The 26,543-nt window shown below is 46.0% G+C and carries 18 protein-coding genes and 1 riboswitch; of the genes, 2 read left to right on the forward strand and 16 right to left on the reverse strand.

Annotated elements, in window-relative coordinates; genetic code table 11:
- Positions 1-11: 11 nt before the first annotated feature.
- From DXC51_RS06095 to DXC51_RS06105, 3 genes are all read right to left on the reverse strand, one after another.
- Positions 12-1,385 (reverse strand): FAD-dependent oxidoreductase, encoded by a 1,374-nt coding sequence (locus tag DXC51_RS06095; protein ID WP_021638290.1) that lies wholly within the window; start codon positions 1,383-1,385, stop codon positions 12-14.
- Positions 1,386-1,443: 58 nt separating this feature from the next.
- Positions 1,444-4,008 carry a hypothetical protein gene (locus tag DXC51_RS06100; protein WP_035323009.1) on the reverse strand — a complete coding sequence of 855 codons (2,565 nt, stop codon included), beginning with the start codon at positions 4,006-4,008 and terminating at the stop codon, positions 1,444-1,446.
- A gap of 68 nt (positions 4,009-4,076) precedes the next feature.
- Positions 4,077-4,634, reverse strand: coding sequence for a carbohydrate ABC transporter permease (locus DXC51_RS06105; protein WP_243003139.1), 558 nt, complete (start codon positions 4,632-4,634; stop codon positions 4,077-4,079).
- 151 nt (positions 4,635-4,785) lie between these two features.
- Between DXC51_RS06105 and DXC51_RS30250 the strand changes: the two genes are divergently transcribed.
- Entirely contained in the window at positions 4,786-4,908 is a 123-nt protein-coding gene (locus DXC51_RS30250) for a hypothetical protein (RefSeq protein ID WP_278336968.1), read from the forward strand.
- A gap of 20 nt (positions 4,909-4,928) precedes the next feature.
- On the opposite strand, the gene DXC51_RS06110 is transcribed toward DXC51_RS30250, so the two are convergent.
- The 7 genes from DXC51_RS06110 to DXC51_RS06140 form a co-directional block, all read right to left on the reverse strand.
- A complete protein-coding gene (locus tag DXC51_RS06110; protein ID WP_035323008.1) occupies positions 4,929-5,855 on the reverse strand; it encodes a carbohydrate ABC transporter permease in 927 nt (308 codons plus the stop codon).
- 129 nt (positions 5,856-5,984) lie between these two features.
- A complete protein-coding gene (locus DXC51_RS06115; protein ID WP_117544112.1) occupies positions 5,985-7,430 on the reverse strand; it encodes an ABC transporter substrate-binding protein in 1,446 nt (481 codons plus the stop codon).
- A 146-nt stretch (positions 7,431-7,576) separates the two neighbouring features.
- The gene (gene larA, locus DXC51_RS06120) at positions 7,577-8,845 is read right to left on the reverse strand and encodes a nickel-dependent lactate racemase (RefSeq protein WP_035323089.1); all 1,269 of its coding nucleotides are present in this window, start codon (positions 8,843-8,845) and stop codon (positions 7,577-7,579) included.
- Between the two features lie 23 nt (positions 8,846-8,868).
- Positions 8,869-9,822, reverse strand: a complete 954-nt coding sequence (locus tag DXC51_RS06125) for a D-2-hydroxyacid dehydrogenase (RefSeq protein ID WP_035323007.1) — start codon at positions 9,820-9,822, stop codon at positions 8,869-8,871.
- A gap of 35 nt (positions 9,823-9,857) precedes the next feature.
- Positions 9,858-10,760, reverse strand: coding sequence for a sugar phosphate isomerase/epimerase family protein (locus tag DXC51_RS06130; protein ID WP_021638283.1), 903 nt, complete (start codon positions 10,758-10,760; stop codon positions 9,858-9,860).
- 15 nt (positions 10,761-10,775) lie between these two features.
- Positions 10,776-12,026, reverse strand: coding sequence for a glycerate kinase type-2 family protein (locus DXC51_RS06135; RefSeq protein WP_021638282.1), 1,251 nt, complete (start codon positions 12,024-12,026; stop codon positions 10,776-10,778).
- Between the two features lie 196 nt (positions 12,027-12,222).
- Positions 12,223-13,350, reverse strand: a complete 1,128-nt coding sequence (locus DXC51_RS06140) for a CdaR family transcriptional regulator (protein ID WP_021638281.1) — start codon at positions 13,348-13,350, stop codon at positions 12,223-12,225.
- Between the two features lie 235 nt (positions 13,351-13,585).
- A riboswitch (TPP riboswitch) is annotated at positions 13,586-13,689 on the forward strand.
- A 150-nt stretch (positions 13,690-13,839) separates the two neighbouring features.
- Between DXC51_RS06140 and DXC51_RS06145 the strand changes: the two genes are divergently transcribed.
- Complete coding sequence (locus DXC51_RS06145; RefSeq protein ID WP_021638280.1) at positions 13,840-14,400, forward strand: energy-coupled thiamine transporter ThiT; 561 nt, start codon at positions 13,840-13,842, stop codon at positions 14,398-14,400.
- 237 nt (positions 14,401-14,637) lie between these two features.
- Here DXC51_RS06145 and DXC51_RS06150 read toward each other — a convergent pair whose 3' ends face one another.
- From DXC51_RS06150 to addB, 6 genes are all read right to left on the reverse strand, one after another.
- Positions 14,638-15,519, reverse strand: a complete 882-nt coding sequence (locus DXC51_RS06150; RefSeq protein ID WP_117530790.1) for an aldose 1-epimerase family protein — start codon at positions 15,517-15,519, stop codon at positions 14,638-14,640.
- A 71-nt stretch (positions 15,520-15,590) separates the two neighbouring features.
- Positions 15,591-16,418 carry an energy-coupling factor transporter transmembrane component T family protein gene (locus DXC51_RS06155; RefSeq protein ID WP_117530788.1) on the reverse strand — a complete coding sequence of 276 codons (828 nt, stop codon included), beginning with the start codon at positions 16,416-16,418 and terminating at the stop codon, positions 15,591-15,593.
- Positions 16,411-18,120 carry an ABC transporter ATP-binding protein gene (locus tag DXC51_RS06160; protein WP_117544113.1) on the reverse strand — a complete coding sequence of 570 codons (1,710 nt, stop codon included), beginning with the start codon at positions 18,118-18,120 and terminating at the stop codon, positions 16,411-16,413. Before DXC51_RS06160 ends, DXC51_RS06155 begins: the two co-directional genes overlap by 8 nt.
- Before the next feature lie 222 nt (positions 18,121-18,342).
- Positions 18,343-18,897: an ECF-type riboflavin transporter substrate-binding protein gene (locus tag DXC51_RS06165; RefSeq protein ID WP_021638275.1), complete on the reverse strand. Its 555-nt coding sequence runs from the start codon at positions 18,895-18,897 to the stop codon at positions 18,343-18,345.
- Between the two features lie 172 nt (positions 18,898-19,069).
- Positions 19,070-22,732, reverse strand: a complete 3,663-nt coding sequence (gene addA, locus DXC51_RS06170) for a helicase-exonuclease AddAB subunit AddA (protein ID WP_117544114.1) — start codon at positions 22,730-22,732, stop codon at positions 19,070-19,072.
- Positions 22,692-26,174, reverse strand: a complete 3,483-nt coding sequence (gene addB / locus DXC51_RS06175) for a helicase-exonuclease AddAB subunit AddB (RefSeq protein WP_117530784.1) — start codon at positions 26,172-26,174, stop codon at positions 22,692-22,694. The genes addA and addB overlap by 41 nt, the downstream gene beginning before the upstream one ends.
- Positions 26,175-26,543 lie beyond the last annotated feature (369 nt).

Below are 26,543 nucleotides of genomic sequence, written 5' to 3' on the forward strand. Positions count from 1 at the left end.
CTCCCCTTTTCCTAATCTAAAAAGACATTCTGCTCCTTCAAAACTTCCCGCAGCTTATCGACATCAAGCTGTCTTGGCAGACATCCCTGTTTTGCGCAAAGTGCTGCCGCAGTCCCTACAGCCTGTCCCTGAGCCATACAGGATACCGTATTTCTTGTTGACATATGTGCATCCCATTCACTGGTAATCATACGGCCAGCCACAAGCAGACCTTCCACTTTTTTAGGCAGAAGTGCCCGATAAGGGATTCCATAATATTTGCCGTCCTTAATCATGATACGCGGCGCGCAGTCATGGAATCCATACAGCATTACTTCATCCGGAAATCTCTTTCCGTTCACAATCTCATCAAGTGACATATCATGCTCACACTCTATAACCCTTGTCAGCCTTACACCAACCCCCACCGGCGTCCAGCTCACATAGGCCTTTTCAAATCCCGGTACATGTTCCCGAAGCATCCTGGATAACGTCATAATCTGGCGACGCAGCTTAATTTCCGCATTACTTAATTCCTCAGTATTTGTTGCATCCACAGCTCTCAGGTTAGCGGCATTAATATAACCATAGTTTCCTTCATATAATGAAAATCCCAGAGGCCCCCACATACCGCTTTTTTCCATGTATTCCTTGAAAATGGGTATCTTTTTCAATTCGAAGCCAAGACGTATTACATCATCCGTTTCACTGCCCTTGTCCGCCCGGATTAACTGGTTGACCATATCATTTTCTTCCAGGAAATGCAGAAGTTTCGGCATATCTACATTCATCATTCCAAAAGGCATACCGACAGATGTTGTATCATGTCTCTTTACAAATGGAGCACCCGCCATTGCTGCAATATCCCCATCACCGGTTGTATCAATCACATTTTCTGCCAATATGGCTTCTCTTCCGGATTTTCCTTCGATAATAACACCGGTAATCCGATCCTCATCCTTAATTACATCTGCAACCATCGTATGAAGAAGCACCGTGACACCGCATTCCTCCAACATCTCAAATGCTACTTCCTTGAATATTTCCCAATCAATTAAAGTAATTACCGAATCATAGCTGCCGCCCTTTTCCTGTTCCAGATGTCCGGGCGATCCTCCTTTTTGTTTCATTCGTTCTATTATTTCATCAGGAATTCCTCTGACCACCTGTACCTTTTCCACACCGGGAAACGCTTTATACAGGTTAAAAAAACTATGCAGCGGGCCCGCGCCATTGATCATGGTTCCGCCCACAAAGCCATATCTATCTATTAATATCGTTTTGGCTCCGTTTCTCGCGGCAGCAATTGCTGCCACGATGCCTGCTGTACCTCCTCCCGCTACAATCGTATCGCATAAGTAATTTACAGGAGTCTGTTTTTCTTCCTTTATATATCTTTTTTCCATTACAAATCCTACCTTTATGTTCTGCTGCGTTTATAATTTAATTCTCATATCATATACATCAATCATCTACTGTAATTACATGATAAGGATAAGGATATACCGGATTGTAGATTCCAGGATACATACTGCAAATACCATTTCTCTTCTGAACAGTGATGTATACCATCAGATCCCAGTCTGCTGTCACATATTCACCCGGAATTACTGCTTCATATCCTTCCCCTGTTTCTGTCATTACCAAAGTATGAAACAATCCTTCTGTCTGATTAACATGTCTGTAATGAAGGACCGGGGTATCCGGCCATATTCCAACACCAGTTTTGCTGACTCTGATTCTGATATCACTGCCGGCTTTTACCTCTGCCGGAAACTCTGAAGACAAACATAATTCTTTTTCTTCTTTTTCCTTTTTATACAAGGTATCAGTTACAGAGGCCCCGTCCAATAATTTTTCTATTGTATTCAAATCCGCCTCAAGTTCTTTTTTCAAATCCCTCCAGGTACCACGTCGTGTTTTGGAACCCGCGGAACTGAAATCCAAATCATGATAGTAAGCCTTATCCCCTTTTTCTGAAAGAAGTTCCCAATATCTCAGAGCTCTCCTGAATAGAGTTTCACATGCTTTTAAATGTGCTGTATCTTTATTATGTTTCCACCAGGCCAGTTCTAACGCTGCTCTGATTTTATATGCGTGATATCTTGCCATATCACAAAGCATACGGAGATCAACCAGCAAGGCCTTATATTCCGCATTATCTCCTTTTTCCGGTACAGCCTGCGCCTGGCTGATTTTTTCCTCTACACCGTCAGCTAATGTCTGAAGCCATCCCGCATACTGCACAGGTGTATATTTACCAGCCATTGTTCCATTCACACAATCCTTTACATACTCTTCTATACCGTAAAACATTCCATGATCACTGGGTTCTGTAGAACCGTAAGTGATCCCGCTCTGAAAATCATACTTCTGCGGAGAATATAAATTATTTTCATCGAACAATGCAAAGCCTGTGCTCATCTCAGTCCAATAACGCAGTGACGGATGAACCGGCATATGTACTGTTGTAATCATCGGAATAATCTTGCTGGCCTCTGCAAGCGCCTGCTCCAGAATCTTTCCTCTCCCTTTTCCAAAATGGGAATCAAATTCCCTCAGCCATACCTTTTCATGTGTATCTGTTCGGTAGCCCAGCCGTCCAAACATCGTATACCACATCCAGAACCTTTCATCTTCCCATTTACCGGAACGTAATGACTCATCTGCAAAAGTATTCCATGCTTCCTTATGTGATAATTCATGTCCATACTTCAGAGATAAAGGTGCATTTACTTGAAATCCGGCAGCCTGGGACAGACTGCAGCTCTTGGAAAAACGTCTTGCATAATCTGCATCTCCCCATAAAAACAGATTGGTTGACCCATAGTTCCATAATCTGAAAATCACATTATAATACCGGGGCTTTTTCAGCATGTCCGCATAAGAATATCTTCGTGAATGATTAAAATTATCAAGCTGTGCCAGCTCTTCGCTTCGCATTGTAGAAAGATGATATGGCAAGGCTGCATGTTCACACCAGTACTTTGTAGGCACTTCTACCTTCAGTCCTCTTGCAAATGCATGCCTGACCATCGTTTCCGTCAGCCCTTTTGCCCGCAAATCAAGTGTAAATGTCTTTCCAAGCTCATTTCCTGCATCGGCAACCGCATCCGCACAGTGATTCCAGAAGGCTTCCGCAGATACCTGTGTTCCCACCCCTGACTCATGATTCACTCTGAACTGTACAATATCAATATCCGGAACTGCTTTTAACAAAGCCTTCATACCGCAATAGCAATATTCACTGAGCATATTCTCATCTTCCGGCAGACCTGATACCAGTTCATCCTGTTCTGTCGTCCAGGGTCTCTGCTGCCAGGTTGCCAAAACAAACTGGATTCCATACTCATGACATAGAGAAATAATTTTACGGAGCATATTCAAATTCTGCTCTCTTTGTTCCGAACCGAATTCCTTCATCCTTATTTGAGGAAATTCCTCTACTTCTGTAAAAAAGGGATAGGGAGGAGACATATAAGCTGTGTCAAATCCCAGAATCAAACAGAAACGGTTAAATCTTGCCTGGGCCAGTCTTTCAAGATAATAACGCCAAAATTCTTCTGACAAAAACCACTCATTATCCAAATGTCCCAGAAGATATCGATCCATACACCTGACTTCATTCTCCGGAATCTCTGTCTGATCCTCCGCGTTAATAAGCGCATCCACCCCTTCTGTCCGTACCTGCTCCGCCATTTCTAAAAGAGTGTACATAAGTCCCACCTGATCCGAACCGGAAAGCAGAAGTATGTTTCCATCCACAGTTTTACACCATTTCCGAATCGTGCTTTGAGGCTCTCTCACAGGCTTTGTTCCTGTGCTTTTCAAAAGAACTTCTACACGCTGGTCCTCTACACTTCCTACGACAAGAACAAAACCATCCAAATCTTTTTTTTCTGTAAAATGATTTAAAACCTCAACCTGATATCCTGCTTCCTTTATGGCAGTTTCCAGTTTGTTTTTACCATAAACTGCACATCCCTCAACATCAAAATAACAGATACTTTGTTTTCTGCTTTCTCCCATAATGCTTTTTCTCCTCCCTCTGATGGGCATTTAACTATGCTATTCCAGCTGAATATTCGTCTTATCCATTATTCTTTCATTCCAGATGTGGCAATCCCTGCAACAAATTGTTTCTGAAATACGAGGAAAACGGCGAATATAGGAATCAACGAACAAACAGATGCTGCCATAATTGCTCCATAACTGGATGCATTTTCATCTTTGAAAAAATTCAATCCCAAAGGAATTGTGGCGAGTTCTTTACTTCTGATATATACCAACGCTGACTCATATTCATTCCAGGATGATACAAACTGAAAAATAATCAATGCACTGAATGCAGGCACTGCAAGCGGTAATATAATTTTAGAAAAAATTGTAAAATGATTCGCACCGTCAATCTTTGCAGATTCACTCAACTCTTCCGGTATCGACATGAAAAACTGTCTGAGCATAAATGTTCCGAATGCAGTAAACATGCCGGGAAGAATCAACGCCCAGTGTGTATTGTAAAGACCAATCGTCCGAAACAGGGTAAATCTCGGTATCAGCATCATCTGTGCCGGAAATGCAAGTGTGGACAGATAAATTAGGAAAATTACGTCTCTTCCTTTGAATTTAATCTTGGCAAATGCATATGCTGCCAAAGAACTTGTAAACACCTCACCTGCAACTGATAATAATGTTACCTTTACAGAATTACCAAAAAAGGTGGAAAAAGGCACATCGGAATTCCATACTCTGTTATAGTTACTCCATGTAAAATTATCCGGGATCCAGTCAATAGGAAAGGCAAAAATGGTATTATCAGGTTTGAAGGAAGCCGAAAGCATCCAGGCAAAGGGCAGCAGCATCGCAACCGATATGATACCCATAATTATGGTAAATATAATTTTAACTATCAGTTTTTTCTTACTGTAACTCAATCTAATCCCCCCTTATTATCCTTCATTTTTTCTTGTAAATATCATCCTGCCGATTGTAAAAATAAATACCAGGAAAAACAATACCCATGCCATAGCCGTTGCATATCCTATTTCATTATACTGGAATGCATTTTTATAAATATAATATACCAGTACTGATGATGAATTGCCCGGTCCGCCTTTTGTCATTACCTGTACCGGGGTAAACACCTGGAATGAACTGATGAAAGATATCATCGTCAGAAAGAACATTGTATTGCTCAGGGAAGGAATTGTTATATAGAAAAATTTCTGAATACCGTTTGCACCATCAATTTCCGCCGACTCATACAAGGACTTGGAAATACCCTGAAGTCCGGCAAGTACTACAATAATATTATAACCGATACGCTGCCAGATACCTACAATTATAATTGACAGCAAAGAGGTACTCGTAGCGTTTAACCACCGCGGCGGATTATCAATTCCCAGTGTCATCAGCACCTGATTAATCGGGCCGTAAGACGGAAGAAATAAAATCATCCAGACCACTGACACCGCTACCATGGAAGATACGTTAGGCAGATAAAAAGCCAACCTTAAAATCCCTTTGCCAAATACGTATTCATTCAGGATGACCGCAAATACCAATGCCAGAAAAATAGCAACCGGCACAAGCACAACACCATAAATTAATGTGTTAATAAGGGAACGGATAAACACATCATCGTGTAGCAATCTGGCATAATTATCAAGACCTACAAATTCCATATTTTTAAAACCGGATGCAAAATTCCATTTTGTTACGCTTAATCCGAGTGCCAGAACCAGCGGTATCAATTTGAATGCAATGTATCCTATGAAGTTTAGCGCCAGAAACGAATAGCCTGCCAGATTTTCTTTTGTCTGGAGTTTCATTGTTCCTGATTTTGTTTTTCCTTTCAATCTTGAACCAGAAATCATAATCACTTCCTATCAGACAGATGGCTTTTTTAAGCGGTATACTCCTCCGTTCATCAAATATTTCAGAAGGAGTATACCAGCATGCGGAATAACCCGCCATCGTCATAATTATTATGTATTAATCAGTTATTATTTTGCTAAATCAGCTGTAATTGCGGCATCCACGCTCTTCTGAAGTTCATTCAGAGCTTCTTCAACTCCCATTTCACCACTGAACACAAGAGACATAATATTTTCCATACCCTCCTGTATTGCCACATAACCCTGTTTAATAGTACAGTCCTTACTTACAAGAGTACGATCCTTCATCATTGTGTCCATTGCCATATCATAATCAAGGCCAGGCTTTTCTTTAAAAATAATTTCATTGAATGCACGTTCATCTTCTTCATTATCAAATTCAACAGCCGGATGCATCGCTTTGGGACCGGCAAACAGGTCAGGTCTGTCAATACAGATATACTTTAAAAGTTCCCAGGCTGCTTCCGGATTTTCTACGTTAGCCGGTATACTTGCTGTTGAAGAATAACAGGTGGTGATTGTTTGTCCACCGTCCGGAGTAGGCATATCCACCATACCGATATCCGTCCCCTCCGGAATCTCACCATAGCTTGATTTCAGGTAAAGACATCCATAAACCGGCGCAATCCACATCGCATATTTTCCATTATAAAGTCCTGCCATACCCACAGGGTCGCTATTATACTGTAACGCAGTAATCTCTTCCACAGGGACAATACACTGATCCTTAAACGTCATGTCCACAAAGAACTGCAGACTTTCCCTCATCTCGTCACTTCCGAAAGTTGAAGCTGTAAAATCATCGTTGTAATATGCGTTGTTACCTAATTTCTGCCTTGCTATCAAATCCCAGTAATTATCGGAGCCGCTGCTGCCTGCTGTATCAATCATTGCTCCATATACCTTATCCGCACCGCTGCCGCTTGTTAATTTAATGGCAGTTTCCCTGAAATCTTCCCAGGTCCATCCTGACTGAGGATATTCAAGTCCGGCTTCATCAAACATATTCTTGTTAAAGAACACCATATTAATATTATTGCAGTAAGGAATTGAATAATAATCACCGTTGATATTCTGTGTTTCTTCAATTGCGGTTCCCAGTTTATCTGCGTAGTCCCATCCTTCTTTATCAAAAAACTGTTTCAGTCCCATGTAAACTCCATCATCCGCTCTCTGTCTTAAATCGGTATGGCTGGCCTGCGTCATAACATCAATTTTTTCTCCTGAAGCCAAAGCGGTATTAATCGTAAGAGTCATGGCATCCGCAAGCTTCTGATAAACCAGGTTATATTTTCCGGCATAGTCCGAATTGAAATTTTCTATCAGCGGCTTAATATTATCCGGATTGGACCACGCGTAAAAATCCAGCTCATATAAACCATCTGAACCTTTATTTTCCTGATTTTCTTCTCCCGCCGTTGTTGCTGCTGCCTGCGGCGTACTTTCTGCTGCCGGCTGTGCTGGTGTTTCATTGCTGCTTCCACAAGCTGCCATCACTCCTGCTGTCATTGCTACTGTTAACAAAATTGCTATTTTTTTCTTCCATCTGTTCATTTTTGTAATCCTCCCAAATTAATTATAAATAAAAACCCAGTTACTTTTTCTGCCCTCCCTTCTTCTCTAAATTATTATCTTATCGTTTTCTTGAAACGTTTTGATACCCTTAAAAGCTCTATCCTGTTTATTAGTAACAGGAACTCTCAGACTCTGATGATACTGGTAAGTCCTTCCGGAATAATCGTGATTTTCTTTTCTCTGCCAAGTATGGTATCTGCTATTGACAAAGCATGTTCTAAATTATCGGCAGGAATCAAATGCATTTGCCTGACAAGCTCCGGTTCCGCTGCGCTTACCAGAATTACTGTAAATTTATGAACAATTCTTGCAAATATCTGTGATTGCCATTGATCTGCTTCTGTCTTATTTCTTCCGGTAGATAAAATTTTTTCCAGTATTATTCCAGCATCCTTTTCTTGACTGAAGGTTTTGTAAAATCCTTCTGCTCCGCATCCTTCCCTGCATTCTGCTGCCATAATTATGACGCCGCCCTTTTCACAGCAGTTTTCGGCAGTTGCCATTCCTTTTACCGATTGATATATATTCTGATCCATAGGAAAACCATTATTTGATGTAATCACAATTGGGGATATTATCTTATCGGTTTTACATAACCCTTCCAGAAATTGTACTCCCTTCAAATGTGCATCTTCCGCATCTCCTGCAAACGCACCTATTACCTTGTGTCTTGAATTGATTACCACATTTACAATATAGGCAAGCCCTGCTTTTCGAGCCGCAAAAATCATATCTTCATGAATGGGATTTCCTTCAAGTATGCCATATTGAGCCTTGGGATCAGCAATAAATTCTGCACAATGGTTTGCATATACAGTTTTTCGTGATGCAATCCCAGGAAGAACACTCTTTCGTCCTCCTGAATACCCTGCAAAAAAATGAGGTTCAATAAAACCTTCCGCAATCAGCAAATCTGCCTCTGCAGCCATTTTATTAATAAACAATTCTCCGCCGGACGGCAGCTTCCCCAAATAGACCTGTTCCCTGGCATCACAATCATGAATCACAATAGGTATCTTGTTTACAATTTCCTTGCCAAATTTTTCTGTCAATTCATTACGAGTTGTTTCTCTATGGCATCCGGTAGCAATAAGTATGGTAATCTCGGCATCCGGATTTCCTCTCTTTATTTCCTCAAGCATAAGTGGAATAATCAAACGGCTGGGAACCGGCCTTGTATGGTCGCTGGCAATTATAACAATTTTATTCTTACCTTTTGCTAATTTTTCCAGTCTGCAACATCCATATGGATGTTGCATTGCCTTTTTTATGATTTCATTTTCCGATTCCTCTGTCTCATAACGATCCAAATTACTCGTTATGATTCCCGCTATACGCTTATCACTGATTGTTGTTTCCAAAAAACCTTTTCCATAAGGTATCCTTATTTTCATATTGACTCCCAGCATCAGAACAGTTAATTTACTACATTAATCCATTTTCCTTCAACAAAGGCTTTTAAATCAGCAACAGCAACATCCATCAGTCTTTGCCTGCTTTCCTTGGGTGCCCATGCTATATGAGGCGTTAATATACTGTTATAACAGCCCAGCAGAGGATTATCCGGACTAATCGGTTCACTGGACACAACATCGCACGCTGCGGCATAGACTTTCTTTGTTCTCAATGCCTTTGCCAGATCTTCTTCTTTGATTAAAGCTCCTCTGCTGGTATTAATGAGAATAACACCGTCTTTCATTTTGCTGATATTTTTCTCATTAATAATCCCCTCTGTTTCCGGGAACAACGGACAATTGAGTGAAATTACATCTGATTCTTTCAGTAATTCATCAAGTGATACATACTTGCCAATTGCCTTGCCTGAATCATTCTGATGGGCATCATATGCTATTACCTGCATACCAAAAGCTTTTGCCAACTTACCCACAGCCTGTCCGATCCGTCCAAATCCTATAATTCCCATTGTCTTATCTGCAAGTTCGATTAAAGGATATTTCCAGAAACACCAATCCTCATTCTCTGTCCATTCCCCTCTTTTTACAGCGTCCGAATGTTCTGTAACATGATGACAAATTTCCAGCAGCAATGCAAAAGTCATTTGAGCTACTGCCGTCGTACCATAAGTTGGAATGTTACATACTGGTATTCCCCTTTCTCTTGCCGCTTTTATATCCACAACGTTATATCCTGTAGCAAGTACTCCAACATATCTAATCTGTGGACAAGCTTCAAAAACTTTCCTATCTAAGGGTGTTTTATTGACAATCACAGCTTCTGCATCCCCTATACGGGAAATAACATCTTCTTTGGCTGTCCTGTCATATACGGTCAGTTCTCCCAGTTTTTCAAACCCTTCCCAACTTAAATCACCGGGATTCTCTGTATATCCATCCAAAATTACTATTTTCATATTCATTCCCTCCATTGCTTTTGCAGCTAAAATATTTAATCTTCCAAAATAGCCCAGGCTCTATTAATTACCCTTTTAGTACCGGTAAGTACCACATCTCCGTCTTCTTCCTTCCAGGGCTTTACTTCAAAAGAAAGGACATATGGATTAGCTGCATCAAGAAAACCTTCTTCCTTCAATACCCTGAAAAAATCCAACAGCTGAACTGTATCATTTGCACTGTCCGGGAATCCAAACCGGGGATGCTGATCCCCATATGCCTCATAACCCTTTTTTATTACCGCATTGCCTATATGGAAGTGCGTAATATAAGGTCTTAATGTCCGAATTACAAACTTTGAGGTTTCATAGGTGGTAGGAAAATGGGACAAATCAACAATTAATCCAAAATTGCTGCATCTGCTCCTCATATCCGCAGCAAACCTTGCAGCATATGGAGCCGGTCCTATTAAGGCTTCCTTATCCATATCATAATCAAATACTTCCAGTTCCACAGACATACCTTTTGAAGCTGCATATTCACAAACATTTTCAGTTGTTTTAATTAACTGTAAATACGCTTTTTCTCTGGTTTCTTTTTCCCATTTTCCAGCCAAAAATGCTATTCCCTTCGCTCCCAGATATTCTGCTTCATCCACTGCTTCCAGGAGAGTCCGTTCTGCTTTTTCCCTGCCTTCCTCATTAATATCATTAGGATTGAGCCCCGGTCCCAAAAGCCTTGGCTGTGCACCATAGCAAACCTTCATGTGAGCCTGTTCCAGCATCTCTTTAGCCTTTTCACGAACAAAAGCATCCTTTATCTGGGTTACTTCCAGTGCATCAAAGTAATCATCACAGCAAATTGTTTTAATAGAATCCAACAGCTCATATTCTGCCGGAGGATGGCTCATCCACTGGATAGTTCCAATCTGAAAATACTTATGAATTGAATCTTTCATATATAATACCTCGCTTTATTTACACAAAATAACTGCTATGTCATTGACATTAGTTCCTGTAGCTCCAGTCTTGATTAAGCCTCCGATTTTATCAAGTGCATGATAAGAATCATTATTTTTTAATACTTCTTCACAGCTTATCCCCAATGCCTCCAGTTTTTCTGCTGTCCTGCCATCCACAATTCCTCCGGCAGCATCTGTCGGCCCGTCTGTTCCATCGGAACTGATTGCAAAAATTACCACATTATCCAGTCCACGGATTCCCACAGCTGCACTCAATGCAATTTCCTGATTTCTGCCGCCTTTACCCTTACCTAAAACTTTTACAATAGTTTCTCCTCCCACAATAATTGCACATGGCGGTTTCAGGCTGTAATCTTTCTTTTCTATTACTGTGTGTGCTATAGACGCAATGAATTTTCCCGCTTCTCTTGCCTCACAATCCAGAGTATTGGATAAAATATATGGCTTATATCCCAGTTCCTTCGCATATTTAGCCGCTGCTTTGCAGAACTCACTGACACTGCCTGTCAAATATGTCTCCACATTATCCACACATCTTGGTGTTTCCTTTTTTAAAGCTGACAAAATATGACTGTCTAGCTTTAGTCCATATTTTTCAATAATACTGAATGCATCTTCACAGGTAGAGGTATCCGCATAAGCAGGTCCTGAAGCAATCATATCCAGTTTATCTCCAAGGATATCAGATAATACGATGGCACATATTTTTGCCGGCGCACAATATGCTGCAAATTTTCCACCTTTTACATCCGACAGCCTTTTTCTTATTGTATTAATTTCAGTAATACTGGCCCCGCATCTTAGGCACTGCTGTGTAACGTTCTGAACATCCTCCAAGGTAATTCCCTGTACTGGTTTTTCAAACAGGGAAGAGCCGCCGCCGGAAAGAAGAAAAATAATATTATCTTTTTCTGTTAATTCTTTTACCATATCAATAATTTTCTGAGTGCCCAAAATTGAATTATTGTCCGGTATCGGATGGCCTGCTTCAATAATTTCGAAGTTCTCCAGATTCTGTTTTGAATGTCCATATTTCGTCAGTATAATTCCTTTTCGGATATGACTCCCAAATATCTCCTGACATGTGTGAGCCATTTTCCATGCTGCCTTTCCTACCGCCACAACATAAACATTCTCCATATTTTTTCTGTTGCCTAATACGCTACGGACCGCTTTATCAGGCAATACCTCTTTAATTGCCTTCCGGATTATTATTTCAGCGTCCCGATATGCTGTTTCCATTCCCTGTTTAAACACCTCTGCTTTCCCTACTTAAGCAAGGTAAAGATTTGCTCACCGCTTTTTTGTATGTCTTAATTATAGCTTTGTCATTTTCTTTTCTCTCGTCCCCCTTCACCAAAGATTTCATTTGTTTTTTGTGTCAGCAACACAAAAAAATGGAGTAAAGAAAATCACTCGTTCTTTACTCCATCTTTCACTATTTTCTTAATAAGTAATAATAAAAACATTCCATAAATTCTCTGTCTGAATTTTTTGAAAGGGGATTCATATTCAGGATTTCCCTGATTTTATCCAGCCTGTACACCAATGTATTCTTATGCACATGCAGCCAGTCACTGGCTTTATTTAAATTATACTCATTCTCAATCAAAGCGCCTATTGTCTCCAAATAGTTATCAATAAACTTCTGTCCCAGTTTCTGTCTCAGCATAAGAAAAATCGTATGAAATTCAGTCATTGATGCCATTGACTCCAAATATTTTACAATATAATCATAAAAATAAAAACTTCCTGATTTTCTTATATTCTTCTGCATCCACAGACAATACAGATAAGCCTGTCGGTAATACATAATATCATTTTGCAGCGGCCCTATATATATGCTGGACCTAATATCTGCATTTCTTATATATTGCAGGAATGACGCCAAATACTCTGCAATCATATACTTATAATCCTGCATAATATATCCGATTGGGCAGTCAATAGACTTAAAAATTACCAGAAAACCTTCTCTTGTTATATCTACAAAATCCTGTCTTGAAAAGAATTTGTTATCCTCCAACAGCATCCTCAGTTTTTCGCCACTTACCGCACTATCCTTACATTCTATCAAGATGGGAACACGTACCATCTCTTCTTCCAGATTCAATGCAATGATATATTTTGTCAAATCCTCTCTAACAAAATCATCACTGTACAGGATAAGATGTACCAGCTGTTCCTTTAAATTATATTTTCGCAGGCTTTCAAACTTGTAGGACTCGTACTCAAGCATCAATTCAACAGACATTTTTACAATCTTGGCAACCGGCATAATCTCACGTGGATCTCCGGAGAGACCAACCACTCCCTCTTTTCTTTTGTTTACATGAACCACCATATTAACGCCGCATTTTACACCCTTGTCCAAATCTTCTTTTGTAACGACCCTGCTGTCCTCGTCCCCTTTCATAAGCTGAAATGCCACCTCATGAAATGTACCAACCCTTTCTTTCAACCTGCTCGCTATGATAATCCCATCCTCGTCCATAATATTGATATTATATTCGGTAAACTGTGATAATTTATCAATTAATCGTTCTGCAAACAACCTGTCAATCATCTTTTATATCCCTGCCATTCATTATTTACTACTTTTCTATAGTATAATTACTTTACATCGTTCTGGCTAGTGATAATTTTTAACATTAGGTTACTTTATTTCTTATATTTTATTATGCCAACCATTTTTTCTGTAATTATATGTCTTTTCATCCATTTTTAAGTTTCTGTACTTTTCCAAATACACTCTTGACTTTTCTGCACTGCCAGTTTATAGTAAAAAAGAATTTAATACAGATGCACGCTAGGGGAGCCGATTGCTGAGACTGAAACCGATGGTTTCTGACCCTTACCACTTGACCCGGGTAATACCGGCGTAAGGAAGCACCTTTGTAAAAGCAAATAAAAAACTGCTTATACCTTCTACATTTGCCTTTACAAAGGAACGTCATATGATTGTAATTGTCCGCGATATAACTGTAATGGTCATTATCGCCGCCTACTTTCATTGTTTCCCCTCTTTGCGTACTAATACCAAGGAGGTTTTTTTATGAGTAAAAGTTCTATCACTGTAAAGCAGGTCGTTTATTCTGGCGTTGCCATTGCACTGGCAACCGTCATCGCCACCGTTATCAAGCTGCCCAGCCTTCCCAACGGCGGTTCCATCACTTTGTTTTCCATGTTAATCGTATGCCTGGTGGGCTATTGGTACGGCCCCAAGGTAGGCATTATCGCTGCGCTGGCTTACGGCGTACTGCAGTTTATTACCGGGCCTTACGTGGTTCATCCCGCCCAGGTGCTCCTGGACTTCCCGCTTGCCTTCGGCGCGCTCGGCCTTTCCGGCTTCTTCAGCAAATCCAAGCATGGGCTTCTGAAGGGTTATCTTGTAGGCGTGGCAGGACGTTTCCTGTTCCATGAAATTTCCGGATTTATTTTCTACACTACATACGTGGGAGATTTTGGAGGAAATATGGCTGCAATCTGGGCCTCTACCCTGTATAACCTGAGCTATATCCTTCCGGAAGCAATCCTTACGGTAATTCTGATTGCACTGCCGCCGGTTGAGAAGGTGATGGGCAGGCTGAAGGTTATGGCTACCAGCAGCAACTGAACTATATCGTTATATAGCCTTGTTTTGTATTGTAAAAAGTAACTTTGAGAATACTGAACAGCTGTACTAAAGAAAAACAGCAGGCAAAATCCGCCTGCTGCTTTTCTTTATCCATGATACTTATACCACAAAAAAACGGCCCTGCCAAAACCCAACAGGACCGTCACACTTCACACCTTATATATTTCGTTCTATTGCAAAACAAGCACAGTCACTGCTCCATCCATCAAAATCCATCTATAGAATCTCAACACTCCAACTGTTCCTGTACACCCCGCCGCTCTGCACACTCTTCAATCCCGGCTGTGTGGAAAGGTCTTCCACAATATCCTGTCTGGAAGGCAGGGAGGACCAGGGTTCAATGCAGACATAAGGAGCCTCCGAACGGGTGGCATGCCAGAAGCCCACATAATCCATATCCGGGTAGCTCACCGTCACGCGTCGCTCTCCCTTATCGGATTTAATGGAAACCGTTTTGGGCATATGGGTCAGTACAATCGCGTCATCATCAAAAAGACTGTGCTTCAGAGGAATTTTATTCCCATCAGTAAGGGGATAAGGCGTATCCTTGCCGTCTACAAAGCAGGTGGGTGAAATTCCGATTTTAACAGGGGTATCGTATTCCTTCTGTCCGCCGAATTCCAGATAGTAATCTTCAAAATTCAGTCCATCCTCCATGGGTACCAGGAATCCGGGGTGCCCGCCGATACCGAAATACATGGTTTTTCCGTCATGGTTCTCTACCTGGTAGGTGATGTTGAGCATATCCCCGTCCAACTCATAAATCACGCGGTATGTAAACTCATAAGGATAGCAGGCTCTTGTCTCTTCATTGGCATCCAGCCGGAAAACAATGCGCTCCCCGCTCTGTTCCTCCATCGCCAGCTCCGTCACATGGATAAAACCATGGATTGGCATATGATAGGTTACGCCATCCAGCGTATACTTTCCTTCTGTCATACGGGCGATATATGGAAAAAGATTAGGCGCTTTCTCGTCCCAGAATGCCGGATCCGCCTGCCACAAATACTCCCTTCCGTCTCTGATAATTGACTGGAGCTCTCCGCCCCTGCTGCTTATCTGTACTGTAAGTCTGTCGTTTGCAATCGTATAATTCATAATCCTTCCCCTTCCTGGTTTTTATTCTTTTCGCCGGCATCCGCCGATGCCGATGCACAGTTATCCGCCCATCACTGAAACGGATTGTAAAATCTGCTCCCATCATAAAATGTAAAAACCATAGCTGCAATTACAAAGCAGATAACAAAAACAAGCGTAAGATAATCATTGCGCTGCAGTTTTTTCCCCATATACCAGGTTCTCTTTTTGTTCTTTCCAAATCCGCGCAGCTCCATGGCATTGCTCACTACGTCAATTCTGTCCATGCTGGAAAAAATCAACGGGAAAATGATGTTTGCCATTCTCTTCAGCCGTTTAAAAAAGGATGTCTTACTGGACATTTCGATTCCCCTGGCTTCCTGGGCATGCTTGATTTTGGAAAAATCCGCCTGTACGTCAGGCACATAGCGCAGCGCGATGGCAATGGAATAGCCGATATTGTAGCTGATCCCAAGGTGGTTCATGCTGGCCGCAAGCTCGCTGGGATTGGTGGTCACCATAAACATCAGAACCACGGGCACAACCGTAAAGTATTTGAGCATGATATTAAACTCATAAAAAAGCTGCTCCGTGGTCATGCTGTAATGGCCTGCAATGTGGAAAAGCACCGTTTTGGTCCCGTAAATTTCAGTCCCCTGGAAGGGGGAAAACAGGAAAATAGTAAGCAGGTTCAGGAACAGGAAAAACAGGATGAACTTGAAAACCGTTCCCACCTGCTTCCACTCGGTTTTGGACACTTTGAAAATGACAAGGCTGAAGGCCAACATAACGGCCAGAACCCTTGTGTCATAGGTCAGCATGCCGGCAATTGACCACAGAAGGAAGAAAATCATTTTTGTCACGCCGCTCAGCCGGTGAATCCAGGTATCCTTCGGCGCATAGGTAAGCACTCTAGCCATTGGCCCGCTCCTCCCTTTCAAAAAATATGAATCTTTCCACGAAGCCCGACGGGTCGGAAATACCGCATTTTACCGCCAAATCGTATAAAGAGGTTTTCTTCAGATAAGCCTTGTCCGCAATGGCCTCGCTGGTGAGGACCCTGGCGGGAATATCATCCGCTATCATTTCACCGTCCGCTATGACAATGGCGCGGTCCGTGTATTCCAGCATCAGGTGCATATCATGGGTAATCATGATAATCGTAATTCCCAGACGGTCATTCAGTTCCTTGAGGAATTCCATAATTTCCGTGTAATGCCGGAAGTCCTGTCCAGCAGTGGGTTCATCCAGAATCAGGACCTCAGGGTTCATCACAAGGATGGACGCGATGGTCACTCTTTTCTTCTGTCCGAAACTCAGGGCCGAGATGGGCCAGTTACGGAATGGGTACAGGCCGCAGATTTTCAGCGTTTCGTGGACTCTCTCCTTAATCTCGGCCTCCGGCACGCCTCTCACCGCAAGGCCCAGCGCAACCTCGTCAAATATCATGGGCTTGCTGATCATCTGGTTGGGGTTCTGCATCACAAGTCCGATGACTTCTCCACGCTCTTTAATGGATTTGTCAGCAATATCGGCCCCGTTCAAAAGGATGTTTCCCCGGTCGGGATTGATAAAGCCGCAAATCAGGTTGGACAGGGTGCTCTTTCCGGCCCCGTTTTTGCCGACTATGCTGAGCATCTCGCCTTTTTCAATTTTAAAATCAATATTCCTGAGGACCGGATTCCCCGTAATATAGGAAAAATCCAGATCCAGCACCTCCAGCGCCGACTGCTTGCCAGGGCGGGGCGGGGGAAGCTGAGCTTCCTTGTACCACGCCTGCACTTTTTCCCGGTAGGGCGCAAGATCCATGGTTTCTATATGCTGGGGATGGGTATCCGCGGTTATCTGGCAGCCCGCATGTTTCAGGGCTGTGATATAAAGAGGCTCCCTGATGCCCTCCTTCTGCAGGATATCCGTACAGAGAAGTTCATCCGGCGTCATATCGGCGACAATGCGCCCTTCTCCCACCACAACAATCCGATCCACATCCCGGTACAGGGCATCCTCCAGGCGGTGTTCGATGATGAGTACGGTTTTTCCCGTGGTCCTGCTGATTTTGTCTATCAGATCGATAGCCTTTTTCCCGGTAGCCGGGTCCAGGTTGGCCAAAGGTTCATCAAATAACAGAACGTCCACGTCGTCTATCATTACACCGGCCATGGACACCCTCTGCTTCTGACCGCCGGACAGCTCCGTCGGCGCATGTTTCAGAAGATTCTTCACATCTACGATTTCTGCTACTTCATCAACCTTTGAAAAAATTTCATCCTGGGGCACGCAGTCATTTTCCAGGGCAAAAGCGATATCCTCCGCCACCGTCAGACCGATAAACTGTCCGTCCGTATCCTGCAGTACGGTGCCCACCAGCTTGGACATTCCGAAAATACCGGCCCTGGAAGGGTCTTCTCCCCCTACCTGCAGTTCTCCCGTGCTTTCCCCGGGAAACGAAAAAGGAACCAGTCCGTTGATACAGTGCGCCAGAGTTGATTTTCCAGAGCCGGACGGTCCCACAATCAGAACCTTTTCCCCGGGATAAACCGCAAGGTTTATATTATACAGGGTGGGGTCTACCTGTGAGCGGTACTTAAATGTATAATCCTTGAATTCAATAATCGGTTTCATCCTTTACCTCTCTTTATTTCCGCGGGCAACAGGCCAGACAGCCATGCCTGCATGGATATTTGGCGGCTGCCGCGAGGGTCAAATCAGCGCTCTGAGGCCTTCTGAGAACGCTGGATGATGCAGATAAAAGCATATTATATATGTCAGTATCCGCATCATCCGGTATTTTATCAAATATGGTAACGGTTCAGGACGGCCATCGTCATGAACTGTTACTAAGTATTAGTCTTCCTTGGACAGGCTGGAGGACTTTGCTCCGATCTTGGAATAGGCAAAGGCGAGCAGGGTTCCGAGCACAGCTGCCACGATAATGTTTCCGATGAATGCAAGAATGCCCTGGGTAAATACTTTTTTGGCAGGTTCCGCATAGATCAGGATGTCAAGGACGGGTGCAAGCAGGATCCAGGCAAGTGCATTGGCAATGACCTGGACTACATTGAACAGGGCGATGGCTTTGCCGTCGAAGCCGCCGTCTTTGATGGCGAACTTGGCAGCGAATACGCCCATGAGAATACCGAACAGGGCATCCGGGAACACCCAGCTCCAGTAAATGCTTCCGTAGAAAATAGCATCACCTAACGCATGGCCGATTAAGCCGATTGCGCCGCCTACGATGGGTCCGAACACTGCCGAGAAAAAGGTCAGGACAGCGACTCTGGACTGCAGGGCGGTGTTGGGAATGATGCCGAAGGGAATCTGTGCGTTGGTAAGCACGATAAAAAGAGCGGTTCCGATACCAGTAGCAACAACTTCTTTTACACCAAATTTGAGTTTCATTTTATCTCCTCCTCATAGAGTAAAGTGTTTTCGGCATCTGTATGACCGTATTCTTTTTTGCATGAATGGCGGTGTAAAGATGCCGTTCTTCTGTAACCTGCGGAAGTATTTTACCCGCTTCCGCTTACCTCCTAACTATATCGGATTTCCACCTCTTTTGCAATGGTTCTTTTTATGCAAGAGGCACTTCTGCGGCCAGTGCAAAGGAGTATATGATCTTTTCCCTCACCTTTTTTCCGGTGAGCTGTTCCAGGGCGCGGGCGTAGTAATCCAGCTGGACCTGGTAGCGGTTTATCAGCTCCTGGGGACGGGTGACGGAATCGGTTTTGTAGTCGGCCACCACCAGGCCGTCCTCTTCCTCCAGGTAGACGTCGATGATTCCCTGGATGAGCACGGTTTCCTCCTCCGGGAAGCTGTCATCCAGCGTTTTGGCGGGCAGGCCCAGGACAAAGGGCTGTTCCTTGTACAGTCTGCCGCGGGCCGCCGCCTGCGCCATTCTGGCCGCCAGGGAACTTTCAAGGAACTGCGCTATCTTCCCGGGATTTACGGCTTCGCGGAATTCCTTCAGAAGAGTTCCCTCCTCCGCCATGCGGTCCAGGATTGCTTTTACCTCTGCCGGGTCAGGCGCTCCGCCGGCAGCCTTCCTCCCCAGCCTTCCTGCGTATTCGGCAAAAGGAAACAGCTCCAGCGCTTTATGGTAAGCGCTTCCGCGGGCGGTCCCGCTGACCTTTTCTTCCTCCCGGATAAAGCGGGGAAGGTAGGGCACCAGCTCTTTTTCCTCAAAAAGGTGATAGGCTTCCTCGGCCGCTTCCTCCATGCCTGCTTTTTTCAGTTCGGAAACTGTGGTCTTGGTATACAGGTTTTTCAGGTTTTCGTGAGGATAGACGCTTTCCATGCGTTCTCTGAGCAGGCGTATTTCCTCATTTTCCTTCCCGGCGGAACGCCTTGCAGCCTCTTTTTCAAAGGAAAGCAGGCGGGCCTTCAGCTGCTCGCGGCCCTGCTCCTCTCCCATCTGTTCCTGGAGAAGCTCCGATGCGGTGAGAATCTGTACCTTCTGTCCGCACACGGCCCAGGCGGGAAGCAGCCAGTCCAGATAGCCCGATGCCTCGGAACGCAGGGTAAAGGTAAGACGCCCCGGGCCGTACGGGGCATCTGATGCCGTCACCAAACCGGCGCCGCCCTCGTCCAGAATGCGCTGTACCTTTTCGGCGTCCTTGCAGCTGCCGGTGAGAATCAGTTTTTCCTGCGGCCTGGTCATGGCCACATAGAGGACACGCAGCTCTTCCCCCAGGCTGTCCCTGCGCAACTTGCCGGAAAGCACGGCTTTTTTCAGGGTGCTTCCCCTGACGCGGGAGTCAATGTCCACGTAATCCAGGGCAATGCCGTAATCCATATCCATGATGACAGGCTTCATCGTATCCTGCATGTTGAATTTCTTGGAAAGGCCGGCCACAAAACAGATCGGGAACTCCAGGCCCTTGGACTTATGGATGCTCATGATGCGGACGGTATCCGCATTTTCATCCTGCACATTGGCTTCGCCGTAATCGATATCGTATTTCTCCACCTGTTCCATGTAGCGGATAAAATGAAACAGGCCGAAATAGCTTGTTTTTTCAAAATTTTCCGCACGGGTTAAAAGCATCTCCACATTAGCCCGGCGCTGTTCGCCGCCGGGAAGGGCGGATACGGTATACAAATAGCCGGTTTCCTTCAGGAATTCTTCAATCAGCTGGTGTATGGGCATGTAGGCCACATACCGGCGGAAGCGGTCCAGCAGCTGTAAAAAAAGCTGCGATTTTTCCTTCAGCTCTTCCTGCGTGCCCTCTGTGGCACAAACCGTCAGGCAGGTGTAAAGCCGCCTGCCCTCCGCCCCGGTTTCCGCTTTCATGCGGGCGATGTCCTCATCGGAAAAACCGGCCGCCTCCGATTTCAGGACGCCAAACAGCGGGATATCCTGCAGGGGATTGTTCAGCACCTTCAGGAAATTCAGGATCGTCTGCACCTCCGTTGCCGCAAAATACCCGGTTTTGGAGGTGATATAAACAGGAATTCCGCATTCCTCCAGCACCTTCTTAAAGGTTTCATCCCAGTTCGCCGTAGTGCGAAGCAGGATTACGATGTCTGAGTAGCGCGCGGGGCGCAGCTGCCCTGTTTCTTTATCGGTGACAGGAAGCGTTCCCGTCAGCTGGCGGATTTTACCTGCAATGGCCAGTGCCTCCCTCTCCCGGTCATCAAGGCCGTCCTCCCCGGCTGCTGTCAGCAGGACCTCGGTTTCATAAACGTCCCCTTCCCCCTGCCCTTCAGGCTCCGGGAAGGATGCTCCGGGATACAGCGCCGCGTCCCTGTCATATTCCACACCGCCCAGATCCCGGCCCATCATGCAGGCAAAGCAGGCATTAACGCTGTCCGTCACCTGGCGGCGGCTGCGGAAATTCTGTTTCAGGTCGATTCTGCGCTCTTTTCCCTCTGTTTTGCCGTATCGATCGAATTTTTCCATAAAAAGCTCGGGCCGGGCCAAACGGAATTTATAGATGCTCTGCTTCACATCCCCCACCATAAAACGGTTGTATTTTCCTTCCTCTTCCCCGGAAATGCTGCGCAGAAGATATTCCTGCACCAGGTTGCTGTCCTGGTATTCGTCGATCATGATTTCCGCATAAAATTCCCGCATTTCCAGCGCTGTGGCGGTAGGCTGCACCCCCTCCGGCGTCTTTTCAGTCAGTATCTGAAGGGCCATATGCTCCATATCGTGGAAGTCCATCAGGTTCTTTTCCCGCTTTTTCCCGTCCAGACGGATACGGAAGTCCTCAGTCAGGGCGAGCAGCCTGGAAACATAGGGCGCGCATTCCGCCATGCGTTCCGCCTGTACACGGGGAGAGGCGGAAAAATATTTTTTTGCAAGTCCGTTTAAAAGATCCTTGATGCCATTGCGCATCTGTTTTGCCTGATCCCTTTTTTCAGGGGACACGCTTTCGTCCTTCTTGGAACTGATTCTGCCAAAGGTGAGATCTGAAAACGCCTCATACATGTCCTCCAGCGTATCCGCCGCCAGCAGCCTGTCTATCAGCAGCCCGTCCGCCTCCAGGGTATCCAGGTACATATAGGGGCCGCCCGGTTCCTCACACAGCCGCTTTGTCATGGCAAGAAGCTCCTTCGCCTCCTCCAGCATGGAACGGATATAGCTTTTGAGCAAAAGGATCCATCTGCATTCATCCAGGCTGTCCTCCGTAACCGCATAGTCATCCTGATGCCCGGTGAGCCACTCTCCCGGCCAGGGATAGCTCATTGCAAACTCATACAGGCCGAGAATCTGCTCCTCCAGCCTTTTTTCCTTCCCCGCCGGGGCAAAATATTCCACACAGGAGAGGAATTCCTCATCTCCCGCGGCAAAATATTCCTCCAGCATATCCGCCAGAACGTCCTGCTGGAGCAGCTTGATTTCCCCATCGTCCGCCACCCTGAAATCCGGATCCAGGTCAATCTCATCAAAATGATTCCTTATAATATAAAGGCAGAAGCTGTCAATGGTGGTAATCTGTGCGTTGTGTATCAGCGTAAGCTGCTTAAGCAGGTGGGCGTTCCCCGGATTCGCATCCACCCTGCCGGAAAGCGCCTGGGTGATTCGCTCGCGCATCTGGGCGGCCGCCGCATTGGTAAAGGTCACCACCAGCAGCCTGTCGATATCCACGGGATGCTCTGCGTCGCTCACCATCTGGATGATCCGCTCCACCAATACCGCCGTCTTTCCGCTGCCGGCCGCAGCAGACACCAGAATACTGCTGTCCCTGGCATCAATTGTCGCCTGCTGATCCGGTGTAAATGTCACTGCCATCGTCTTCTCCTTCCGTCTCCAAAGCCTCTTTCATCCGTTCCAGGGCTTCCTGTTCTTCCAGCTTTTCCAGCTCCCGCTTCCGGTAACCGGGAATTTTCTTATCAAAGCCGCATACCTTGCTGTAAGGACAGTAGGTACAGGCATCCTTCGCCGTCTGGCCGCCAGACTGGACATAGGGGTTGAGGGCAATGTTTCCGTTCAGGATGCCGCTGCCGATTTCCCTGATTTTCAGGTTGACATAATCCGATATGACCCGAAAATCATTCTCTTCAAGGATGCTGGAACGGGCGCTGAAAGAACCGTCCTTTTTCCTCTCCACAGGGATGACGTCGGATTTCGTGCCAAACTCCCGATCCAGGCTTTCCACGATTTTCTCGTCCGCATTTACCACGCCCGTCATCCGCAGGCCAGCCAGGATTTTTTCCTGGATCTGCTCCGGCGTATCCGTTTCTTCGCCTTCCACCAGTGGATCGTGCACCCGGTAATACAGCATGGCCGCCGGTACCACCTTCCGGTCAGGATAGTCTTTTTCCTCCATTTCAACCGCCGCGTTCATATAGACCACCAGCTGCAGCTGCAGCCCGTAATACAGCGCCGCCAGGCTGAAATCCCGGTTCCCGGATTTGTAGTCTATGACCTTCACGTAAACCTTGTCTTCCTCCTCGCATACATCCACCCGGTCGATCCGCCCGCGCAAACGCAGCTTTTCCTCTCCGGTGAGGGAAATGTTCACCGATTCCAGCTCCTCCAGCACGGAAAAAGACACCTCAAACTGCTCCGGCCGGAAGGCTCCTTTTTTCAGCTGGTACTGCAGGGTGGACACGGTCCTCTTCAAAATCCGCTTCAGGCGGGTGATAATATACTGGTTGCGCGCATTGTCAAAAAGCACCGATTCTCCGTAGGTGACCGCATAGGCCTCCACCGCCTCCTCTATCAGGCTATCCCCCTCTTCCTTGGGAAAATCGAACCAGCTCCAGCCCTTTTCCTTCAGTTTTTCCCCGAAAATCTCCAGCACGCCGTGGAACAGGTTGCCCATGTCCACCGCCTCAAAGCTGTAGCCCTCCCTTTCCTTAAGCATCAGCCCATATTGCAGGAAGTGGGCATAGGCGCAGGAGGCATACTGCTCCAGCCGGCTGACGCTTCCAAGCAGGGTACGGCCAAACAGCGCCAGCGCCGCCTCTCTGGCCAAAGGTCTGTCCCGGTAGCTGTAGAAAGCTTTTTCCCGCATCTGCTTCGTCCAGTCCTGCGTTTTTTCCTCGGTAACATAGATCTGGTATAAATGACGGAAATCCTGCTCCTCCCTGCTGTTTTCCTTCATTCTCGCATCTGCGAACTGCCTAAGCCCCTGCACCAGCCCCGATCTGCCGTCCTCCAGCGTCTGCACCTGTGCAAGCTTTGGCAGCTCCTCTGGCTTTTCTATTCTTATGGAAGGGAAGAGCTTCTGTACCGTATCGATCAGGTAGGCCGGCCTCATGGAACGGCCTTCCCCGCTCATCCGTGAATAGGACAGGTACAGGCAGTCCGAAGGCTTGGTCATATTCATGTAAAGATACAGCTTCTGTATATACATCTGCTGCCTGGGGGTAGGCGCAAGCTCCATCCCGCTTTCCGCCAGGAATTCCCTGTCCATATCCGAAATAATGCCGCCGCTTCCCGCCTGTTTCGGGATATATCCGTCGTTCACACCCAGGAAAAAGAGCGCCTTTACCTGTTTTAAACGGGTTCTTTCCATATCTCCGGCCATGACGCGATCTACGTTCTGAGGGATGGTTCCCACCTGGATTTCCTGGAAGCCCGCCTCCATAATCCTGGAAAACTCATCCATTTTTACCGGTTCGCTGCCAATCAGCTCCACGATGCTGTCAAGCAGGTCCATCACCAGCCTGTAAATCTGTGCATATTCCCTCTGCTTTACCGCATCCCCTTCTTTTTCAAACTGTTCTTCATAGACCTTCAGCTTCAGCTGCACCTGGTTTTGTTCGATAAAAGCATACAATCCCATCACCAGCGCCTTCGTGTCCGCAAAGCGCCCCATCAAAGGCTCCAGCTGGTCAAGGAGCTTACGCCGGCTTTCGTTCAGTCCCTCCAGCTCCTCCAGTTCATTTTCCATATCCGGACGTTTACGCACGAAGAGTGTATTCCATCTCTTTTTCCCCCGCACGCCGGTGGCAAGCACATAATTTTCCAGCCTGTCCGCTTCCTCCGGGGTAAAATCGGCAAGGCCGCTTCTGATATAGTGAAATACCGATTCGTAGGTGAAGCCCTGGGTCACGATCTGAAGCGCGCTCTTCAGATATTCAATAAACGGATTCAACACGATTCCCCGTGTCTGATCCAGGTAGAAGGGAATTCCGTAAAGCCCGCCTTCTGTTTCCAGGAAACTGGCATAAGCCGACAAATCCCCTGCAATTACCGCCACATCCCGGTAGCAGTTTCCCGTACGGCGCAGATATTCCCGGATCGCAATACAGACCTGGCGCACCTCCTCACGCTGGCTGGAGGCCTCCATGATCCGAATCCGCGTCTCTCCCTCATAAGGCCTTAGGGGGTAACGGAACAGATGTTTTTCCAGATGCGCCATGGAAGGGTTGTCCCGGAACCTGGGCACCGGATTATTCCGCAGGATTACATCCTCCCCCCTGGCCACGCCCGCCTCCGCGGCCAGCCGGGTCAGGGAGGCCACCGTTTTTTTACTCAGATGGAACAGGTTCTGCTCCTCCTTTTCATCATACATATCCTCGCTGCCATCCAGCACTGCTGTTACGATTACCTCCTGTGCCAGCTCCATCAGCTGCCGCAGAACCCGGTTCTGCACCGGCGTAAAGCCGGTGAAGCCATCAAAGGCGATGACGCTTCCCTTCACCAGGCGGGATTTCGGCAGGAGCCTGGCAAGCAGATCCAGCGTTTCCTCCGTAGTGATATATTTTTCATGGATAAACTCCTGAAAGCCCCGGTAAAGCACGCCCAGATCCTTCAGCTTATGGTACAGCTGGCCTCTCTTTTTTGAAAAATCGGTGAGCTTTTCCAGCTCCTCCACACCGATCCCGTACTGCATGAACTCGGAAATAGCTGATTTTACTTCATGGATGTAGCCTGTCTTATTCAGGTTGCCGCCGATGACCGCCGTCTCCCCCTTCAGCTGCCCCGCAATCCGGCGCAGCACCAGGCTCTTGCCGGTATCATCAAGCACTGGCCGCTCATCCGCCCCCACCTCTTCAAAAATACGGTGGGAAAGCCGTCCGAAGCTGAGTACGTCAATGTTCATGATCCCCTGCTGCGGATGCATCATCACCAAATCCTTCTGCGTCTGCATCGTAAACTGATCCGGCACGATGATCAGGAAATTCCGATCCGGCTCCTGCTGCGACCGCGCAATGATTTCCTTATATAATCCGGTGCTTTTTCCCGCGCCGGATGCTCCTGTATAAAAACGTAATGACACGCTTTTTTCCTCCTGTGGTGATATGGCCTGGCTGAATAATTACTCCCTATTACTATACCATATCCGCTTCGCGGATACGGGCCTCCGGCGGAATTCAGCGCCTGATTTTCTGCGGTGAACGCAGAAAACAGTATGCGCAGGTATAATGTCGGCTACTCCGACATTATACCATATCCGCTTCGCGGATATGGGCCTCCGGCGGAATTCAGCGCCTGATTTTCTGCGGTAGACGCAGAAAACAGTATGCGCAGGTATAATGTCGGCTACGCCGACATTATACCATATATCCCATGGCCTGACAGCTTCCAAATTCTATCCCTGCCTTGTTTTCTTCCATGATAAAAAGTAAAATATAGGTAATACTATCGT

The organism is Eisenbergiella massiliensis (assembly GCF_003435485.1).

Excerpts from the sequence above, each read along its gene's own strand:
- DXC51_RS06095 (WP_021638290.1), bottom strand. The coding sequence starts at position 1,385 with ATGGAAAAAAGATATATAAAGGAAGAAAAACAGACTCCTGTAAATTAC.
- DXC51_RS06100 (WP_035323009.1), bottom strand. The coding sequence starts at position 4,008 with ATGGGAGAAAGCAGAAAACAAAGTATCTGTTATTTTGATGTTGAGGGA.
- DXC51_RS30250 (WP_278336968.1), top strand. The coding sequence starts at position 4,786 with ATGGTATTATCAGGTTTGAAGGAAGCCGAAAGCATCCAGGCAAAGGGC.
- DXC51_RS06110 (WP_035323008.1), bottom strand. The coding sequence starts at position 5,855 with ATGATTTCTGGTTCAAGATTGAAAGGAAAAACAAAATCAGGAACAATG.
- DXC51_RS06115 (WP_117544112.1), bottom strand. The coding sequence starts at position 7,430 with ATGAACAGATGGAAGAAAAAAATAGCAATTTTGTTAACAGTAGCAATG.
- larA (WP_035323089.1), bottom strand. The coding sequence starts at position 8,845 with ATGAAAATAAGGATACCTTATGGAAAAGGTTTTTTGGAAACAACAATC.
- DXC51_RS06125 (WP_035323007.1), bottom strand. The coding sequence starts at position 9,822 with ATGAAAATAGTAATTTTGGATGGATATACAGAGAATCCCGGTGATTTA.
- DXC51_RS06130 (WP_021638283.1), bottom strand. The coding sequence starts at position 10,760 with ATGAAAGATTCAATTCATAAGTATTTTCAGATTGGAACTATCCAGTGG.
- DXC51_RS06135 (WP_021638282.1), bottom strand. The coding sequence starts at position 12,026 with ATGGAAACAGCATATCGGGACGCTGAAATAATAATCCGGAAGGCAATT.
- DXC51_RS06140 (WP_021638281.1), bottom strand. The coding sequence starts at position 13,350 with ATGATTGACAGGTTGTTTGCAGAACGATTAATTGATAAATTATCACAG.
- DXC51_RS06145 (WP_021638280.1), top strand. The coding sequence starts at position 13,840 with ATGAGTAAAAGTTCTATCACTGTAAAGCAGGTCGTTTATTCTGGCGTT.
- DXC51_RS06150 (WP_117530790.1), bottom strand. The coding sequence starts at position 15,519 with ATGAATTATACGATTGCAAACGACAGACTTACAGTACAGATAAGCAGC.
- DXC51_RS06155 (WP_117530788.1), bottom strand. The coding sequence starts at position 16,418 with ATGGCTAGAGTGCTTACCTATGCGCCGAAGGATACCTGGATTCACCGG.
- DXC51_RS06160 (WP_117544113.1), bottom strand. The coding sequence starts at position 18,120 with ATGAAACCGATTATTGAATTCAAGGATTATACATTTAAGTACCGCTCA.
- DXC51_RS06165 (WP_021638275.1), bottom strand. The coding sequence starts at position 18,897 with ATGAAACTCAAATTTGGTGTAAAAGAAGTTGTTGCTACTGGTATCGGA.
- addA (WP_117544114.1), bottom strand. The coding sequence starts at position 22,732 with ATGGCAGTGACATTTACACCGGATCAGCAGGCGACAATTGATGCCAGG.